The sequence below is a fragment of the Desulfovibrio psychrotolerans genome, from assembly GCF_013340305.1.
Lineage (GTDB): Bacteria > Desulfobacterota > Desulfovibrionia > Desulfovibrionales > Desulfovibrionaceae > Halodesulfovibrio > Halodesulfovibrio psychrotolerans.
In genome coordinates, this window is the sequence record NZ_BLVP01000008.1 from 563,141 (window position 1) to 579,941 (window position 16,801).

General features: G+C 60.4%; 18 protein-coding genes. All 18 read right to left on the reverse strand.

Annotated features, from left to right (window positions below):
- Positions 1–22: 22 nt before the first annotated feature.
- The 18 genes from HUV26_RS10170 to rpmF all read right to left on the reverse strand — a co-directional run bounded on the left by HUV26_RS10170 (position 23) and on the right by rpmF (position 16,751).
- A complete protein-coding gene (locus HUV26_RS10170) occupies positions 23–343 on the reverse strand; it encodes an acylphosphatase (protein WP_174409982.1) in 321 nt (106 codons plus the stop codon).
- Between the two features lie 29 nt (positions 344–372).
- Positions 373–1,050, reverse strand: a complete 678-nt coding sequence (radC, locus tag HUV26_RS10175; RefSeq protein ID WP_174409983.1) for a RadC family protein — start codon at positions 1,048–1,050, stop codon at positions 373–375.
- Between the two features lie 75 nt (positions 1,051–1,125).
- On the reverse strand, positions 1,126–2,175 hold the full coding sequence (locus HUV26_RS10180; RefSeq protein ID WP_174409984.1) for a DNA polymerase III subunit delta: 1,050 nt from the start codon (positions 2,173–2,175) through the stop codon (positions 1,126–1,128).
- Positions 2,176–2,545: 370 nt separating this feature from the next.
- Complete coding sequence (gene lptE / locus HUV26_RS10185; RefSeq protein WP_174409985.1) at positions 2,546–3,103, reverse strand: LPS assembly lipoprotein LptE; 558 nt, start codon at positions 3,101–3,103, stop codon at positions 2,546–2,548.
- Positions 3,087–5,576 carry a leucine--tRNA ligase gene (gene leuS, locus HUV26_RS10190; protein WP_174409986.1) on the reverse strand — a complete coding sequence of 830 codons (2,490 nt, stop codon included), beginning with the start codon at positions 5,574–5,576 and terminating at the stop codon, positions 3,087–3,089. Before leuS ends, lptE begins: the two co-directional genes overlap by 17 nt.
- Before the next feature lie 142 nt (positions 5,577–5,718).
- Positions 5,719–6,183 carry a transcription antitermination factor NusB gene (gene nusB / locus HUV26_RS10195; protein WP_174409987.1) on the reverse strand — a complete coding sequence of 155 codons (465 nt, stop codon included), beginning with the start codon at positions 6,181–6,183 and terminating at the stop codon, positions 5,719–5,721.
- A gap of 4 nt (positions 6,184–6,187) precedes the next feature.
- A complete protein-coding gene (gene ribH, locus HUV26_RS10200; RefSeq protein ID WP_174409988.1) occupies positions 6,188–6,658 on the reverse strand; it encodes a 6,7-dimethyl-8-ribityllumazine synthase in 471 nt (156 codons plus the stop codon).
- A gap of 129 nt (positions 6,659–6,787) precedes the next feature.
- The gene (locus HUV26_RS10205) at positions 6,788–8,011 is read right to left on the reverse strand and encodes a bifunctional 3,4-dihydroxy-2-butanone-4-phosphate synthase/GTP cyclohydrolase II (RefSeq protein ID WP_174409989.1); all 1,224 of its coding nucleotides are present in this window, start codon (positions 8,009–8,011) and stop codon (positions 6,788–6,790) included.
- 83 nt (positions 8,012–8,094) lie between these two features.
- A complete protein-coding gene (locus tag HUV26_RS10210) occupies positions 8,095–8,772 on the reverse strand; it encodes a riboflavin synthase (protein WP_174409990.1) in 678 nt (225 codons plus the stop codon).
- Entirely contained in the window at positions 8,757–9,908 is a 1,152-nt protein-coding gene (gene ribD / locus HUV26_RS10215) for a bifunctional diaminohydroxyphosphoribosylaminopyrimidine deaminase/5-amino-6-(5-phosphoribosylamino)uracil reductase RibD (RefSeq protein ID WP_373869059.1), read from the reverse strand. Before ribD ends, HUV26_RS10210 begins: the two co-directional genes overlap by 16 nt.
- A complete protein-coding gene (locus tag HUV26_RS10220) occupies positions 9,908–10,372 on the reverse strand; it encodes a deoxycytidylate deaminase (RefSeq protein ID WP_174409992.1) in 465 nt (154 codons plus the stop codon). The genes ribD and HUV26_RS10220 overlap by 1 nt, the downstream gene beginning before the upstream one ends.
- Positions 10,373–10,520: 148 nt before the next feature.
- Complete coding sequence (gene glyA / locus HUV26_RS10225; RefSeq protein ID WP_174409993.1) at positions 10,521–11,759, reverse strand: serine hydroxymethyltransferase; 1,239 nt, start codon at positions 11,757–11,759, stop codon at positions 10,521–10,523.
- A gap of 108 nt (positions 11,760–11,867) precedes the next feature.
- Entirely contained in the window at positions 11,868–13,115 is a 1,248-nt protein-coding gene (fabF, locus tag HUV26_RS10230; protein WP_174409994.1) for a beta-ketoacyl-ACP synthase II, read from the reverse strand.
- Between the two features lie 175 nt (positions 13,116–13,290).
- Positions 13,291–13,521, reverse strand: coding sequence for an acyl carrier protein (gene acpP, locus HUV26_RS10235; protein WP_174409995.1), 231 nt, complete (start codon positions 13,519–13,521; stop codon positions 13,291–13,293).
- Positions 13,522–13,605: 84 nt separating this feature from the next.
- Entirely contained in the window at positions 13,606–14,349 is a 744-nt protein-coding gene (gene fabG, locus HUV26_RS10240; RefSeq protein ID WP_174409996.1) for a 3-oxoacyl-[acyl-carrier-protein] reductase, read from the reverse strand.
- A 136-nt stretch (positions 14,350–14,485) separates the two neighbouring features.
- Positions 14,486–15,475 (reverse strand): beta-ketoacyl-ACP synthase III, encoded by a 990-nt coding sequence (locus HUV26_RS10245; RefSeq protein WP_174409997.1) that lies wholly within the window; start codon positions 15,473–15,475, stop codon positions 14,486–14,488.
- Positions 15,476–15,529: 54 nt separating this feature from the next.
- Positions 15,530–16,582, reverse strand: a complete 1,053-nt coding sequence (gene plsX / locus HUV26_RS10250; protein WP_174409998.1) for a phosphate acyltransferase PlsX — start codon at positions 16,580–16,582, stop codon at positions 15,530–15,532.
- Entirely contained in the window at positions 16,575–16,751 is a 177-nt protein-coding gene (gene rpmF, locus HUV26_RS10255; protein ID WP_174409999.1) for a 50S ribosomal protein L32, read from the reverse strand. Before rpmF ends, plsX begins: the two co-directional genes overlap by 8 nt.
- Between the last annotated feature and the right edge of the window lie 50 nt (positions 16,752–16,801).

Genomic DNA, 16,801 nt, shown 5'->3' on the forward strand with positions numbered 1-16,801 from the left:
TGCTGATCTGGTAAAAGTGTCATCATGCGCGGATGATGAACCGGGCGGAACCGCCTGAGGAAGGGGAGCCTGCCATGGAAAGATTGCCGGAAGAATGGTCGGGCGGGGGGCAGGGGACGCATTGTACTTTTGTAACCCGGCTGTATGGCGGGCCTTCGTGCAGCAGGTCTTGCAGGGCGCGCAGGGAATCTTCCGGGCCAAAGGCTTCCAGTTCCACCGTGCCGTCCGGCAGGTTGCGGACCCAGCCTTCCAGATGCAGGGCGCGCGCCGCGTCGCGGGTCCAGTACCGGAAACCGACCCCCTGAACGATACCGGAGATAATGCATCGGCATCCCGTGTTCATGGTTCCCCTCCGTGCGCGGGCGGAAATGGTTACAGATGTCCTTCATCCCGCAGGCTGTAATGCGTGTCTTCCGTGACGATAATGTGGTCCAGCACCCGTATGCCCAGCGTTTTGCCGGACTGCACGAGCTGTCGCGTTATCTCGATATCCGGCGTGGAGGGAAACGGATTCCCGCCCGGGTGGTTGTGCACCACCACAAGGGAGCTTGCCTTGTGCCCCAGCGCCTTTTCCATGAGGTCGCGCGGGTAAATCATGGTGGTGTTCACCGTGCCGGTTGTAACCCGCTCCCACGCGAGCAGGCGATTCTGGTTATCCAGAAAGGCCGCCCAGAATTCCTCATGGGCAAGGTTACCCAGCCGCGCGCGGGCCATGTTCACGATATCCGAAGGCCCGGAGAGCACGGCGCGTTCGCGGGCGGGGGATTCATGACACCGGGCCATCAGTTCCCGCAGGAGCATCCAGTGCGCCTGCAACGAAGGACCGAATCCCGGCACGGCACGCAGCTCGGACGGGCGGGCGTTCAGCACGCCGTGCAGAGTGCGGAACCTGAACAGCAATTCCTTGGCAAGGGGTTTTGTATCTCTGCGCAGCAGAACGGTTCCCAATACCAGTTCAAGAACCTCGTAGTCCGCAAGCTGTGTCGCATCCTTGCGGAGTTTTTCCCGTAGCCGGTCCCTGTGACCGTGGTAGTGCGGTTTGCTGTCCATGATAAGCAGTTCATAGCGTGAAGCAAGCGGAAGCACGAGAAAAAAGTGGTCCGCTTCAGGAAAAAAAGGTCTGAATCAGCGAAAATGCGTGGAAGAACGGCTTTGTGAAGGCTTTCTCGGGTCGGAAGGGGGGCTGAACAGGGCTATCAGGCCGGCAACGAGCAGTTCCATGGCTTGTTCCGGCCTGCGTTCGCCGGTTTTTATGCCCTTGTCCGCCTCCAGCGCCAGATCCCATATGCGGCACAGGCGTGCGCGCCCCAGCGAACGGGCCAGCCGTTCCTTGGCCTGCTTCACGTTGCCGGGCAGAAAGGCCTGCTCGCCTGCCAGCAACTGCCACAACAGCCTCGCTTCGCGCAGGAGCATGGCAAGGAAGGGGAAGACCATCTCCTCACCGCCTGCCTGACTGTGCATGACCTTGTGCCACACCTTGTGCAGGGAGGCGTTGCCGCCGGTCTGTCCTGAACCGGCGTTTTGCAGGGCGTTTATGAAGGCGAAGACATCCATTTCCGGTTCGTGGGAAAGGTCGGCGGCTATCTCTGCCGTTATGGTGCGCGAATCGCCGGCGGCAAGAGCCAGCTTTTCCAGTTCGCGGGTTGCTGCGGTGGCGTCCGGGGGAAGCTTGTGCGAAAGGGTTTGCAGCACGGGCGGAAGAATGGTCACGCCATTGCGGGTTGCCCATGCGGAGGCGAATCCGCGCATGGTCTGCGGGGTGAGGCCGGGGGATGTCCATATCCAGCCCTGCTTGTCGGCGAAGGTCCAGCATTGCAGGGATGAGACAGCCTTTGCCACCTTGGGACCGCCTTTTTCAAAGGGAACCTCCATGCACAGAAAAGCCCACGCCAGCGGGTTGAAGCGGCCCAGCGTCTGGCTCAGCTTTTTCCAGTCATCCGTGGCAAGGTTCTGGGCGTTGCGGACCACAAGGCACTTGGGAGCGGCGAACAATCCTTGCAGGGTCAGGTTTTCCCAGAAGACGGCGGGCAGCCCTTCATCTCCCCAGTAGGCATGACGCTGCCAGGGCCCTTCTGCCGCAGGATGGGCGGCGAGGAGCGATTCCACCTGTTCCTTGATGAGCTGCGCATCGGGGCAGACGCAGATGCTGAATCCGGGGCGTGTGGTGTGGGGCATGTCGTTGGGAGCCTGCGGCTGTTGGATGGTTATGGTCTTTCTCTTCTGAGGTTGGCAGAATGTTCGGCAAAGGGTGCATGACCGTTGTGCTGTGGCGGCACGTCTGATTGCCGTCTGCGGAAGGTGGTCTTGCGCGGCAGGAAAACGGCCTGAAAGCGTTGGCTTTCAGGCCGAATATATACCATGCCGTGCCGGGGGTCCAGCCATGGCCGTGTGACCGTCAAAATCCGTCAAAATCCGCCAAGGTCCGGCTAAATCCGGCAACGGCCGGCAAATCCGTCAAAGTCTGGCAAACTCCGGCAAAGTCGCCAATATCAGATTATGCCGGGTGATGCCGGGTGATATTTGGTGACCGGCTGCGCGTTCTTTGTCAGAAGCTGTGACGCATGCGGTCAGCCACGCGCTGCACCAGCAGGGACGCCGCATCGGTACCGGCCTCTTCCGCGTTTTTGGAATCATACGTCCGGGAGAGGTATTCCTTGCCGGACCGCCACACCACGCTGTTGGTTGTTCCGCTGTAGACAATGGCCTCAAAACCCAGCGTGGCCGAGTAGAGCAGGGTGGTGTCGCTGGCATCGCGTGTGTGGCTGCGCAGCCGGAATTCGCTGATGATGATGCGCATGGAGTAGTCCGAGGGGCTTGTATCCACCCACCGGGCCAGATTGCGCTTATGTACTTCATCGCGCATGAGCGAGCGCAGCCGGTGCGGAAGCCACGGGTACATGGTGGGGTTTTCTACCTCCACCATGCGCAGCGTGGACGAAGGATCGCCGAAAATGCCCTTTTCCTTGCCCGCAAACTGGTAGCCCGCGCAGCCAGAAAGCAACGCCAGCGACGACAGGACAGTCAGCAGCAGGACGGCCAGCAGAGCGAAGGACCGGCGGGCCATGGGAGCCGCAGGGCGTATGGTGTCAGTTGGCAACCACATTGACGAGTTTCCCGGGAATGACGATGACCTTGCGCACGGTCATCCCTTCCACATGCTTGGCTACGTTTTCATCGCGCAGGGCGAGTTCCTGCACGGCCTGCTGTCCGGCATCGGAGGGAACCTCCAGCCGGGCGCGGACCTTGCCGTTCACCTGCACCACCACGGTTACCACATCCTTGACCAGTGCGTCATCACGGAATGCGGGCCACGGCTGCAGCGCAAGACGACCTGTATGGCCGAGAATCTGCCACAGTTCCTCGCACAGGTGCGGGGTAATGGGCGACATGACAGCAAGCACCGTGGCAATGGCGGAAGAGAGCACGGCGGGGCCGTTTTCTTCTTCACGCAGGGCATCCTTGTGCTGGTAAAGATCGTTCACCAGTTCCATGGCGGCGGAAATGGCGGTGTTGAACTGGAACCGCAGGCGGATGTCGTCCCCCGCCTTCTTCACCGTGGCGTGCTCCTTGTGGCGGATGGCCTTTGCGTTTTCGCCTGTGCACTGAGCCGCCGTGGAGGAGCAGGGAGCCACAGGGGTGAGCACGTCCTGCAACTCTTCCACCAGCCGCCAGATGCGTTTGACAAAGCGGTTGGCTCCTTCAATGCCCGAGTCGGACCAGTCGAAGTCGCGCTCCGGGGGAGCGGCGAAGAGGCAGAAAAGGCGCACCGTGTCTGCACCGTATCGGGCGATCATTTCCGTGGGGTCCACCACGTTGCCCTTGGACTTGGACATTTTTGTGCCGTCCATGAGCACCATGCCCTGCGTGAGCAGGTTGCGGAACGGCTCGTCAAAATTCAGGAATCCGCAGTCGCGCAGCGCCTTGGTGAAGAAGCGCGCGTAGAGCAGATGCAGAATGGCGTGTTCCACGCCGCCGATGTACTGGTCCACGGGTGACCAGTAGGAAAGCGCTTCCGGTGTGAAGGGGGCCGTATCCAGACGTGCGTCCGTGTAGCGCGCGAAGTACCATGAAGACTCCACAAAGGTGTCCATGGTGTCGGTTTCGCGGCGGGCCTTCTGCCCGCACTTGGGGCACTCGCAGGCGTAGAATTCCGGGCTGTCCACAAGGGGGGAGCGTCCGTCCGGATGAGTCTGGATATCCAGCGGCAGCACGATGGGAAGGTTTTCTTCCTTTTCCGGAACAATGCCGCACGTATCGCAGTAGACCATGGGGATGGGGCTGCCCCAGTACCGCTGGCGCGAGATGTTCCAGTCGCGCAGGCGGTAGTTTGTGGTGCGCTTGCCGCGCCCGCTCTCCTGCAGCCAGTCGGCCACGCGGGCCTTGCCGTCTTCATTGGGGGTGCCGTCAAACTGTCCGGAATTGACCATGCATCCGGAGCCGGTATAGGCCTCGGTCATGGCTTTGGGGTCCAGAGCCGGGCCTTCCGGCTGGATGACGACCTGCACCGGCAGGTTGTACTTGCGGGCGAACTCGAAATCGCGCTGGTCGTGGGCGGGAACCGCCATCACCGCACCCGTGCCGTAGCTTACAAGCACGAAGTTGGCGACATACACGGGGATTTTCGCTCCGTTCAGGGGATTGATGCAGTATGCGCCGGTGAAGACGCCTTCTTTTTCCAGCGTCTCGGAGGTGCGCTCAATGCGGTCCATGTTGCGGATGCGGTCCACAAATGCCCGCACGGCAGCGGCTTCCGGCTTGCCTGCGATGAGCTTTTCCACCAGCGGATGCTCCGGGGCAAGGCTCATGAACGTGGCTCCGAACACGGTATCCGGCCGGGTGGTAAATACGGTTATGGCGTCTTCGCCGTCCGCCACGTCAAAGGTTATCTCCGCACCTACGGACTTGCCTATCCAGTTTTCCTGCATGGAGATAACGCGTTCCGGCCAGCCGCCTTTGAGCTTTTCGAGGTCGGCCAGCAATTCTTCGGCGTAGTCGGTTATCTTCAGGAACCACTGGGCCAGTTCCTTTTGTTCTACCACGGCATCGCAGCGCCAGCACAGGCCGTCTTCCACCTGTTCGTTGGCGAGCACGGTGTTGCAGGTGGGGCACCAGTTCTGAGGCTGCTTTTTGCGGTAGAGCAGGCCTTTTTCAAAGAAACGCAGGATGAAGAGTTGCTCCCAGCGGTAATACTCCCTGTCGCAGGTGGCGAGTTCGCGCTGCCAGTCGTAGGAGTAGCCCAGCCGCTTTAACTGGGTGCGCATGTTGTCAATGTTGGCGTACGTCCATTTGGCGGGGTGGATGTTGTGCTTGATGGCGGCGTTTTCCGCCGGCAGCCCGAAGGCATCCCAGCCCATGGGGTGCATGACGTTGCATCCTTCCATACGCTTGAAGCGTGCCACCACGTCGCCTATGGAATAGTTGCGCACGTGGCCCATGTGAATGTTCCCGGAAGGATAGGGGAACATTTCCAGCACGTAATACTTTTCCTTGTCCGAATTGTGGTCGCTGTGAAAGTCGCCGTTTTCATCCCAAATGCGCTGCCATTTGGTTTCTATGGCCTGCGGATCGTACTTCATTCCCAACAGTTCCTTTTGGTTGCCCGTTATCAAGGTGCGCCGGGAGCGCGATGCGCAGGACGGGTATGCCTGCTGAATCCTGCTTCCGCGCCCGTTTGCCGCGCGTGCGGGCCGGACGGTATCCGGCCTTTGCGGCGGCCTGTCAGAATTTCTTTTCCAGCGAGCCGTCCTGCAAGGCTTTGGCGGCGGCATCCAGAATGCCGTTGATAAAGCCGCGGGCCTTTTCATCGCCGAACTGCTTCGCCAGTTCAACGGCCTCGTTGATGGCCACCTTGGGCGGCACGTCATCGCGGTAGATCATTTCGTACATGGCGAGGCGCAGAAGGGTGATTTCTATCTTGCCTATGCGCTCCACACGCCAGTGCTTGGCAAAGCGGGTAATCACATCGTCAAGGGCGCGGTGGTTGCTCCACACGCCTTCGATGATCTCCCACGCAAATCCGTCCGGGTTTGCGGGGTCTATGGGCTTGTCCGCATTGTCCGGCGAGCCGGCATACGCCTCGCCCAATGCTTCCAGCGTGAGGGCGGGAGAGAAGTTCAGCCCGTAAAGAACCTGAAATGCCTGTGCCCGCGCAAGTCTGCGGGGCTGGGGTTTTCCTTTGGACATGGGGTTATATCTGCTCCAGCACACGGATGGTTTCGAGCATGGCCGATGCGGCTTCCACACCCTTGTTGCCCGCCTTGGAACCGGCGCGTTCTATGGCCTGATCCAGCGTGTCGCAGGTGAGCAGGCCAAAGCCCACGGGAATGCCGGAATCCATGGATACCTGAGCAAGGCCCTTGGCTGCCTCGTTACAGACAAAGTCAAAATGGGGGGTGGCGCCGCGTATCACCGCGCCCAGCGCGACGATGCCGTGAAACGCGCCGGAACGTGCCAGCTTCTGCGCGGCTATGGGCATTTCGAATGCGCCGGGCAGGCGGACAATGGTCAGGTCTTCGCGGGAAGCGCCGTGCCGCACAAGGTAGTCCACCGCGCCGCCCACAAGGCGGTCCACGATAAAGTCGTTGAATCGGGTGGCGATAATGGCCACCTTCATGCCCTTGGCGTCAAACTGGCCTTCAATGGTCCGTATATGGTGCATACTCGGTTCTCCTTATGGGAACGGTGTTCCCGTGGCGTATCGGTCCGGTACTATAGAACACGCTCCCGCCCCTGAAAAGTCTTAAAATCAGGGGAGGGAGCATGGGGGTAATTGTATTGGCGCAACGGCCTACTTACGGAAGCCTTCGTCCAGATGTTCCAGTATGTGGCCCATCTTGTCCTTTTTGGTCCGCAGATATTCCGCGTTGAATTCGCAGGCGTTCATCTCTATGGGAATGCGCTCCACCACTTCGATGCCGTATCCTTCTATACCCACGATTTTCTTGGGGTTGTTGGTCATCATGCGCATTTTGCGCACGCCAAGGTCCACCAGCATCTGCGCACCGATGCCGTAGTCGCGCAGGTCGGCCTTAAAGCCGAGCTTCTTGTTCGCTTCCACGGTATCGTAGCCCTGATCCTGCAAGGCATAGGCGCGGATTTTGTTGGCAAGGCCTATGCCGCGTCCTTCCTGACGCATGTAAAGCAGCACGCCCTTTTCCGCCTGCGAGATGGTGCACATGGCGTTGGCGAGCTGGTCGCCGCAATCGCAGCGGACAGAGCCGAGCACATCGCCGGTAAGGCATTCGCTGTGCACGCGCACGAGCACCGGCTCGTCGCCCTTTATCTCGCCCTTCACAAGGGCAATGTGGGTGGAGGGTTCCAGCTCGTTTTCATAGGCAATGACCTTGAACTCGCCCCACTTGGTGGGCATTTTCGCCTCAGCCACGCGCTTTACGGAAAGTTGGTCGGGCTGCATGCGGTAGCGGATGAGATCGCGTATGGTGGCGATCTTCATATCGTGTTTCTTGGCGAATTCGATGAGGTCGGGCATGCGGGCCATTTCGCCGTCGTCCTTGATGATTTCGCAGATAACGGCCGCAGGCTTGAGACCGGCAAGGCGCGAGAGGTCCACCGAGCCTTCGGTCTGTCCGGCGCGGACCAGCACGCCGCCCTTCTGGGCGCGCAGGGGGAAGATATGGCCGGGGGTGACTATGTCTTCCGGCACCACATCGTCCTTAACCGCCGTGAGGATGGTGGTTGCCCGGTCAGAGGCGGAAATGCCCGTGGTAACGCCATGGCGCGCTTCAATGGACACGGTGAAATTGGTGCCGAATTTGGAACCGTTGCGCCGTGCCATAAGCGGCAGTTGCAGCTTATCCACCCAATCGGGCGAAAGGGCAAGGCAGATGAGGCCGCGCCCGTGCATGGCCATGAAGTTGATGACTTCCGGGGTTATGTGCTCGGCGGCGATGGTCAGGTCGCCTTCGTTCTCGCGGTCTTCGTCGTCCACAAGAATGAGCATCCGGCCTTTCCGTATTTCCTCAATGGCCTCTTCGGCAGTGCAGATGGGCATGTTGGTACCTCGTGAATGTTTCTCTGATGCGCCGCAGTGCGGTGGGCATGGCCCGCTGCGCGCCGGCGCGGCGCAAAAATGTATCAGAATCCGTGCTTGCGCAGGAACTCTTCCGTTATGACTCCGGACGCGGTGCCTGCGCCCTGCGTGCCGTGCGCGGCGGGGGTTCCCTGCCATGCGCCCAGCATGCGCTGAACATATTTGCCGATGACGTCGGTTTCCAGATTCACCCTGTATCCCGTCGTCCATGCGGCTATGGTGGTTACCTTCTGCGTTTCCGGGATGATGTTCACCTCTAGAAAATCAGGGCCGCAATCATTGACCGTAAGGCTGATGCCGTCAAGAGCTACGGAGCCTTTAGCGATGATTTGGGGGCCGAACTGGGCGGGAAAGGCCAGCCGGTAGACTTTGGAAAGTCCTGCGGGACGTACGGAAACCACCTGTGCCACGCAGTCCACATGCCCGCTTACAATATGGCCGCCCAGTCGGTCGCCCACGGCAAGGGCGCGTTCCAGATTGACCAGACTGCCGGTGCGCAGGTCGCCCAGATTGGTAAGGCGCATGCTTTCCGCCGAGGCGTAGACCGAGAACCAGTCCGGTCCGAAGGTTTCCACCGTCAGGCATACGCCGTTCACGGCAATGGATTCCCCAGGCACAAAGTCCGCAAGGGGGCACAGCGGGCGCACGGTAAGCCGGGTCTCCCTGCCCATGCCTTGTACGGCGCGAATCTCTCCCTGTCCGAGCACTAGTCCTGTGAACATAGTTCTTCCCGGCGGCGCAGGGTGATGATCACATCGTCGCCGCTTTTTTCCGTTGCAGTCATGCGCAGGCCCAGCACTTCTTCCATGGTGGCGGGGTTGCGTCCGTCAAACAGGCCGGGAGCCTTGGAATCCGCCATGATCTTGGGGGCCATGTGCAGCTGGAATTCCTGCGCCAGTCCCAGTTCCAGCATGGTAAGGGCAAGCTTGCCGCCTCCCTCGCACAGGGTGTACAGGCAGCCGTGGTGGCTGCGCAGCCACGCAAGGCCGTGTGCTATGTCGCGCGCGCCGTGTGTGGTGTCTGCCGTGGAGGGCAGTGCCATTACCGTGCAGCCGCGTTCGCGCAGTACCTCTGCGGCGCGGCTTTGGGCCGCATCGTCCGTGGTCCAGAAAACGGTCTGTTCCGGCCTCTCCCGCAGCAGTTTGAACGATTCTGGCACGTTGGGCAACTGCGAAGTGATGACCACCGCCAGCGGCTGCTGCAACGCGCCGTCCGTCTCATCCAGACGGCAGGTGAGCTGGGGGTCGTCCTTGCGGAAGGTGGTGCCGCCCACAATGACGGCTCCCACCCGGCGGCGCAGCTCATGCACGCGGGCTCTGGATTCCGGGCCGCTTATCCAGCGCGAGTTGCCGCTTCTGGTGGCTATTTTGCCGTCCAGCGTGGAAGCCAGCTTAAGAATGGTATAGGGCAGGGGGGTCGCCACCCATGTCAGAAAATCCGTTATCTGGTCGCGGCATTCCTGTTCCAGAATGCCGGTTTCCACATGCACGCCGTGCCCGCGAAGAAAATCTGCTCCGCCGGCCGCCTTTGGGTTGGGGTCGCAAAAGCCCACCACCACGTTCCGTATGCCCGCTTCCAGAATGGCCTGTGTGCAGGGAGGGGTTTTGCCGTGGTGGTTGCAGGGCTCCAGCGTGACCACCAGCGTGCATTCTGCGGGGTCCACGTTGTTGCGGGCGGCATCGCGCAGGCATTCCACCTCTGCGTGGGGCTGCCCGCAGGCGGTGTGCCAGCCGCGGGCCACAACGGCTCCTTGGTGCACCAGCACGGCTCCCACCGTGGGATTGGGCGCGGCATGCCAGCGGCCCTTTTCGGCAAGGGCCATGGCCTCGCGCATGAACGGTTCCATGGGGTGACCCATCAGCATCCTCTTCTGGTATAATCAAGCTTTTTGAACAGTACGCCGGATTCCGCAACCATGTCGGCGGCAAGAGGGTCGTCGTACCCTTCCGTGTAATAGACCGCCTTCACGCCGCAGTTGAGCAGCATCTTGGTGCAGATGAGGCAGGGCATGGTGGTGCAGTAAATTTCGGCCCCGGCCAGCGAAACACCGTGCACGGCGGCCTGAATGATCACGTTCTGTTCCGCGTGCAGTCCCCGGCATATCTCGTGCCGCTGACCGGAGGGAATGCCCAGTTGCTCGCGCAGGCAGCCCGTGTCCAGACAGTGGGATACATTGGCGGGGGCACCGTTGTATCCGGTGGCGAGGATACGCTTGTCTTTAACGGCGATGGCCCCCACCTTGCGGCGGGTGCAGGTGGAGCGTTCTGCCACCATGTAGGTGATATCCATGAAATACTGTGGCCACGGCATGCGTTCGTGCATGGGGATGTCCTTCTTGGTAGGCCGAAATTCTGTTGTCCCGGCAGGGCGGAAGCGCGCTTTTTCCGTATAATACGGACGCGCCGCAAAGGCCAGTCCGCCCGTGCGGCGCGTCTCCGGCAGAGCCGGAAAAGCAGTGGTATGCGTTGCGTTACCAGGCAAAGAGGGGGAAGCGGCGGGAATAGGCTGCCACATCCTTGCGGATTTCGCGGATTCTGGTTTCGTTGTCTATGTTACGCAGCACATCGATGATCCAGCCCGCCACCTGTTCCATGTCGGCTCCCTTCATGCCGCGCGTGGTAAGCGCGGGAGTGCCGATGCGGATACCGGAGGTGACGAAGGGGCTGCGCGTTTCAAAGGGAACGGTATTTTTGTTGACGGTAATGCCCGCCTCATCCAGCGCAAGCTGCGCCGCCTTGCCGGTAATGTCGGTTTCGGTAAGGTCCATGAGCATAAGGTGGTTGTCCGTGCCGCCGGAAACGAGCTTGTAGCCTGCATCGGTGAGGCACTTGGCAAGGGTTTGCGCGTTGTCCACAACCTGCCGCTGGTAGGCGGCGAATTCGGGGCGCAGCGCCTCGCCGAAGGCAACGGCCTTGGCGGCGATAACGTGCATGAGCGGGCCGCCCTGAATGCCGGGGAAAATCTGGCTGTTCAGGGTCTTACCAAGGTCTTCGGTGCTCAGAATCATGCCGCCGCGGGGACCGCGCAGGGTCTTGTGCGTGGTAGTGGTGGTGATGTGGGCGTGGGGAATGGGCGATTCGTGCACTCCGGCAGCCACCAGGCCTGCGATGTGGGCCATATCCACCATGAGCTTTGCGCCCACCTCGTCGGCAATGGCGCGGAAACGGGCAAAGTCTATGGAGCGGGGATAGGCGCTGGCGCCTGCAACGATGACGGTGGGCTTGTGCTCCTTGGCCAGAGAGAGCACCTGCTCGTAGTTAATGCGTCCGGTTTCGCGTTCCACGCCGTAGAAGACCACATTGAAGAACCGCCCGGAAAAGTTCACGGGGCTGCCGTGCGTAAGGTGCCCGCCGTGAGACAGGTCCATGCCGAGGATGGTGTCGCCGGGATTGGCTATGGCAAAGTAGGCCGCCATATTGGCCTGACTGCCGGAGTGCGGCTGCACGTTGGCATACTGCGCGCCGAAAATGGTGCATGCGCGGCTTATGGCAAGTTCTTCGGCAATATCCACGTATTCGCAGCCACCGTAGTAGCGCTTGCCGGGATATCCTTCTGCGTATTTGTGCGTCATCACGCTGCCCTGCGCCTGACGCACGGCGGAAGAGACGAAGTTCTCGGATGCGATAAGCTCAAGACCGCCTGTCTGGCGTTCTATCTCCAGATACATTGCCCGGGCTACTTCCGGGTCTTGCAAGAACAGTTCGTCCATATTCCACCTTCCGGTATGTATTGTGAAAGCCGTGCGCCATGACTGGCGCACGGCCCGATGCAAACCCGGTGAACCCGGATGCGGGTTATCTTGCGGAACTCGTCCGCACTACGCCTCGTAGCGCTTGAAAAGCACGCTGGCGTTGGTGCCGCCGAATCCGAAGTTATTGCTCAGCACGTAGCGTGCCTGATATTCCTCCGGCCCGCTGCCCATATAATTGAGGTCGCAGTCCGGGTCGGGGGTGGTATAGTTGGCAGTGCCAGGCACAATGCCCTTGTACAGCGTAAGGCATGAGAACACGCCCTCCATGCCGCCTGCAGCGCCGAGCAGGTGCCCGGTCTGCGACTTGTTGGCGGAAATGCGCAGCTTGTAGGCGTGTTCGCCGAACACGGTCTTCATGCCTAGTGTTTCCGCCTTGTCGTTCAGGCTGGTGGAGGTGCCGTGCGCGTTGACGGCGTCCACGTCTTCGGGGTGGATGCCCGCCTCGTCAATGGCTGCCTTCATGCAGCGCGCCATGCCGTCCGCATCTTCACGCGGGGCGGTCATGTGGTATGCGTCGCCGGTGGAGCCGGTGCCCACCACCTCTGCATAGATGCGCGCGCCGCGTGCCAGAGCGTGTTCCAGCGATTCCAGCATGAGGAAGCCGGAGCCTTCGCCGATGACAAAGCCGGATCGCTCTGCGTCAAACGGACGGGAGGCCGCTTCCGGCTCATCATTGCGGTTGCTGCACAGGGCCTTCAGCGAGGTGAAGCCGGAAACGCCCATGGGGGTGATGGTGGCTTCCACGCCGCCCGTGATGGCCGCGTCGCACCGTCCCATGACGATTTCCGTATAGGCATGACCTATGGCGTGTGTGCCGGAGGCGCATGCGCTGGTAAACACCACGTTGGGGCCTTTGGCACCCGTGAAAATGGATACCTGTCCCGGAGCCATGTTAGAAATGAGCATGGGGATCATGAACGGGCTTATCTTGTTGGGGCCCGATTCCATGAGCTTGGTGTGAAAAACCTCTATGGTATCCAGTCCGCCCAGACCTACGCCCAGCAGAACGCCCACGCGGTGCGCGTTCTCATCCGTGATGGCAAGGCCGGAGTCCTGAATGAGCATGTTGCCGGTTGCCACGGCAAACTGGACGAAGCGGTCCATACGGCGCGCTTCCTTGACGGGCATGTGGGCGGATGCGTCAAAGTCTTTGACCTGTCCCGCGATGCGGGAAGAGAACTCCGATGCATCGAAGGCGGTAATGGGACTGATGCCGGACTTGCCCGCAATGAGGTTGCTCCAGCTGGTTTCCAGATCATTCCCCAGCGGGTTCAGGGTGGCAAGACCGGTAACAACAACTCGTTTTTTCGTCATTATGGCGTTCCTTGGGGCTTGCGGCGTAGTCCGGGGCAGGTCATGCGGCGCGGGCCGCTTGCATGAATACGTGCACCGTGTGCCCACGAGGGGCGGGACGCGGCCGGAAGAAACGGGTCAGGCGTCTTATGATTAAGGTCATAAGACGCCCGTGAATATCGCGTACAGCCGTCGTCTACTGCTTGCTGGCGATGTAGTCGATTGCGTCCTTGACCTTCAGCATCTTCTGGGCATCGTCATCGTCGATTTCGGTGCCGAATTCTTCTTCCATGGCCATGATGAGTTCGGTCAGGTCCAGGGAGTCTGCGCCGAGGTCTTCGACAAAGGATGCTTCCGGAACGACTTCCTCGGCGGAAACGCCGAGCTGGTCAACGATGATCTGCTTAACTTTTGCTTCGATAGACATGGATTCCTCCAGAGGATTGTTTCTTCGTTTGTACCGCGTATGTTCTACGGGGTGGTGTCGCGAAAAGGGGCAAAAATTCCTTGGCTAGCAGTACATGCCGCCATTTACCGCAAGAACTTGGCCGGTGATGTATGCGGCCTTGGGCGAGGCCAGAAAACTCACGGCCTCCGCAATATCCTCAACGCTGCCGAACCGCTTCATGGGAATGGCGTTCTGGTATTCGGTCCGGACGGCATCGGGCAGGGCGCGAGTCATGTCGGTTTCAATGAATCCGGGAGCCACTGCGTTTACGGTGACATTGCGTGCGGCCAGTTCCTTGCCCAGAGCCTTGGTTAGGCCTATGAGGCCAGCCTTGGCGGCAGAGTAGTTGGCCTGCCCTGCGTTGCCCATCTGTCCCACCACCGAAGTGATGTTGACGATGCGCCCGTAGCGCTGTTTGGTCATGATCTTGGCGGCTTCCCGCGCGGCTATGAAGGCTCCGCGCAGATTGATGCCGAGAACGGCGTCGAAGTCTTCGTCTTTCATGCGCAGCACAAGACCGTCCTTCGTTATGCCGGCGTTGTTCACCAGCACGTCCAGCCGGACCTTGTCCCGTATTTCGCTCTGGAAGAAGTCCGTCACCTCGTCCGCGTTGCCAACGTTCAGCCGGAACGCCGCAGCCTTGCCGCCCGCATCGGTGATGGACTGGGCAACGGCCTGCGCTTCTTCCGGCTTGGAAACGTAGGTCAGATAGACCTGAAAACCGGCTTTACCCAGCGTTTCTGCAATGGCTTTGCCAATGCCTCTGGAGCCGCCAGTTACCAGTGCCGTAGAGAGTAATTCAGTCATAGTCGCTTCACGTTTTGGGTTAGGTTGCGAAAAGCACTGCCTTATACCCTAAAGAAAGTATAACTTCAATTGCCAAAACGCCTCATCACATCACGGGGGTAATGCGCCGTGATTACAGGGTGATCCGCGTGTTGCCTCAGAACTTGAGCAGGGCAGATCCCCACGTGAACCCACCCCCGAAGGTGGTGAGCAGCACGTTCATGCCCGGCCGTATGCGTCCCTGCGCCCGTGCATCGGCCAGGGCAAGCGGAATGGAGGCGGCAGAGGTGTTTCCGTACTTATGCAGGTTCACGAAGACATTCTCCGCAGGTAATTCCAGCTTTTTGCCCACGGCTTCCACAATGCGCATATTGGCCTGATGGGGGATGAGCAGGTCTACGTCCGCAGTGGTAAGGCCGTTGCGTTGCAGCACCGTTTCGCACACGCCGGTCATGCTGCGTACGGCGTGCTTGAACACCTCGCGCCCCTGCATGAGGATGAAGTGCTCGGCGGGTACAGGCTGGTTCAGGGTATACGGCATGGAGGAACCGCCGCCCGTAATGGTGAGCAGGTCGCGCAGGGAGCCGTCGGAAGACAGCTCAATATCCACAATCTGCGCACTGTCCGGTCCGGGTTCGGATGTAATGACCACAGCCCCGGCTCCATCGCCGAAGAGCACGCAGGTGTTCCGGTCTTCCCAGTTCACGCGGCTGGTCATGGTCTCGCCGCCGGAAAGCAGCACCACAGCGTCGGGCTTGCAGCAGACCATGGCTCTGGCTACGTCCAGCCCGTACACAAAGCCGGAGCAGGCGGCGCTTATGTCAAGCGCCATCAGGCCCTTGACTCCGAGCTTGTCTTCCACCACGCAGGCTGTGTTGGGGCAGTAGGCATCGGGGGTGCAGGTGGCCACAATGATGTGGCTGAGGTTCTGCGCCTGCATGCCTGCATCGGCAAGGGCGGCGCGTGCGGCTTCCGCCACGAGGTCGGAGGTGCACTGTCCTTCCACCACCACGTGACGCTGCTCAATACCCGTGCGGGATATGATCCACTCGTCGCTGGTGTCTACGATTTTTTCAAGGTCGCGGTTGGTCAGCAGCTTTGCCGGGGCAAAGGAGCCGAATCCCCTGATATAGCATGGCTTGGTCATGGCAGATGTCCGGAACGCAGTCCGGCGGCACTGTGCGTGCCGCCGGACTGGCGATCAATTCTTAACGGCCTTGCCGAAGCTGGTCAGTTCCTCGTTGGCACTGATCGCTTCCACAAGTCGTTCATTGGTTTTCTTTTCCACGAAGGCGGCTGCCATTTTGACCGCATTGGTAATGGCCTTGGCGTTGGATGCTCCGTGGCAGACAATGGCTATGCCTTTCAGACCGAGCACGGGTGCCCCGCCGTATTCGGCATAATCCACCATGCGCGCAAAACGTTTGAAGGCGCTTTTGGCAAGCAGGGTGCCTATTTTTGCCAGCAGGCTGGACAGCAACTCCCGCTTGAGGATGCGGCTCATGGACGAACTGAGTCCCTCGCTGAGCTTGAGCGCCACATTGCCCACAAAGCCGTCGCACACGATGATATCCACATCGCCGGTGAAAAGGTCGCGCCCTTCCACATTGCCGACGAACCGGATGTTCTTTGCCATCTTGAACAGGTCATACGCTTCTTTAACCTGCGAGTTGCCCTTGCCTTCCTCTTCGCCGATGGACAAAAGCCCGATGCGGGGAGAGGGGCAGTCGAGCAGGTCGCGGGTAAAGGCGTCTGCCATAAGGCCGAACTGAAACAGGTGGTGCGGCTTGCAGTCCACGTTGGCACCCACGTCCAGCAGGACGATGGGCTTTTTCTCGGTGGGCATGACACTGGCAAGCGCCGGTCGGTCCACACCGGGAATACGTCCCATGATGAACATGCCGCAGGCCACCGTGGCTCCGGAGTTGCCCGCGCTTACCACACCGTCGGCCTTGCCTTCCTTTACCAGACGGCAGGCCACCTGAATGGACGCGTTTTTCTTGCGGCGCAGGATGTCGGACGGCTTTTCGTCCATGCCCGCCACTTCGTCGGTATGGACAATGTCATAGACCACCTTCCCGGAAAGGGTCCCGGAAGGCAGTTTGTCCAGCTCGGCCTGAATTTTCTCCGAATCGCCTACAAGCGCGAGGCGGATACCGTATGCACGGGCTGCCTCGATGGCACCGGGAATATTAACGGCGGGGCCGTGGTCCCCACCCATCACGTCCACGGCGATAACGGGGGTGTTAGGCATTTTCCTTGATCATCTGGCGGCCGTTGTAGGCACCGCAGGCGGCACACACACGGTGGGGCAGGGCGGCTTCGCCGCACTGGCAGAATACGATGGTGGGAATGGCCACACGATGGTGGGAACGGCGCATACCCTTCTTGGACTTGGATTTTTTTGCCTGAGCTACAGCCATGACTATCCCTCTCTTGTTTTCCTTCCGGTGTGTTGCCCGGAAAGGCAGTA

Excerpts from the sequence above, each read along its gene's own strand:
- HUV26_RS10180 (WP_174409984.1), bottom strand. The coding sequence starts at position 2,175 with ATGCCCCACACCACACGCCCCGGATTCAGCATCTGCGTCTGCCCCGAT.
- HUV26_RS10220 (WP_174409992.1), bottom strand. The coding sequence starts at position 10,372 with ATGCACGAACGCATGCCGTGGCCACAGTATTTCATGGATATCACCTAC.
- ribD (WP_373869059.1), bottom strand. The coding sequence starts at position 9,908 with ATGGGTCACCCCATGGAACCGTTCATGCGCGAGGCCATGGCCCTTGCC.
- acpP (WP_174409995.1), bottom strand. The coding sequence starts at position 13,521 with ATGTCTATCGAAGCAAAAGTTAAGCAGATCATCGTTGACCAGCTCGGC.
- leuS (WP_174409986.1), bottom strand. The coding sequence starts at position 5,576 with ATGAAGTACGATCCGCAGGCCATAGAAACCAAATGGCAGCGCATTTGG.
- plsX (WP_174409998.1), bottom strand. The coding sequence starts at position 16,582 with ATGCCTAACACCCCCGTTATCGCCGTGGACGTGATGGGTGGGGACCAC.
- lptE (WP_174409985.1), bottom strand. The coding sequence starts at position 3,103 with ATGTGGTTGCCAACTGACACCATACGCCCTGCGGCTCCCATGGCCCGC.
- HUV26_RS10170 (WP_174409982.1), bottom strand. The coding sequence starts at position 343 with ATGAACACGGGATGCCGATGCATTATCTCCGGTATCGTTCAGGGGGTC.
- HUV26_RS10245 (WP_174409997.1), bottom strand. The coding sequence starts at position 15,475 with ATGACCAAGCCATGCTATATCAGGGGATTCGGCTCCTTTGCCCCGGCA.
- HUV26_RS10205 (WP_174409989.1), bottom strand. The coding sequence starts at position 8,011 with ATGCCCATCTGCACTGCCGAAGAGGCCATTGAGGAAATACGGAAAGGC.
- fabF (WP_174409994.1), bottom strand. The coding sequence starts at position 13,115 with ATGACGAAAAAACGAGTTGTTGTTACCGGTCTTGCCACCCTGAACCCG.
- HUV26_RS10210 (WP_174409990.1), bottom strand. The coding sequence starts at position 8,772 with ATGTTCACAGGACTAGTGCTCGGACAGGGAGAGATTCGCGCCGTACAA.
- ribH (WP_174409988.1), bottom strand. The coding sequence starts at position 6,658 with ATGCACCATATACGGACCATTGAAGGCCAGTTTGACGCCAAGGGCATG.
- radC (WP_174409983.1), bottom strand. The coding sequence starts at position 1,050 with ATGGACAGCAAACCGCACTACCACGGTCACAGGGACCGGCTACGGGAA.
- nusB (WP_174409987.1), bottom strand. The coding sequence starts at position 6,183 with ATGTCCAAAGGAAAACCCCAGCCCCGCAGACTTGCGCGGGCACAGGCA.
- fabG (WP_174409996.1), bottom strand. The coding sequence starts at position 14,349 with ATGACTGAATTACTCTCTACGGCACTGGTAACTGGCGGCTCCAGAGGC.
- glyA (WP_174409993.1), bottom strand. The coding sequence starts at position 11,759 with ATGGACGAACTGTTCTTGCAAGACCCGGAAGTAGCCCGGGCAATGTAT.
- rpmF (WP_174409999.1), bottom strand. The coding sequence starts at position 16,751 with ATGGCTGTAGCTCAGGCAAAAAAATCCAAGTCCAAGAAGGGTATGCGC.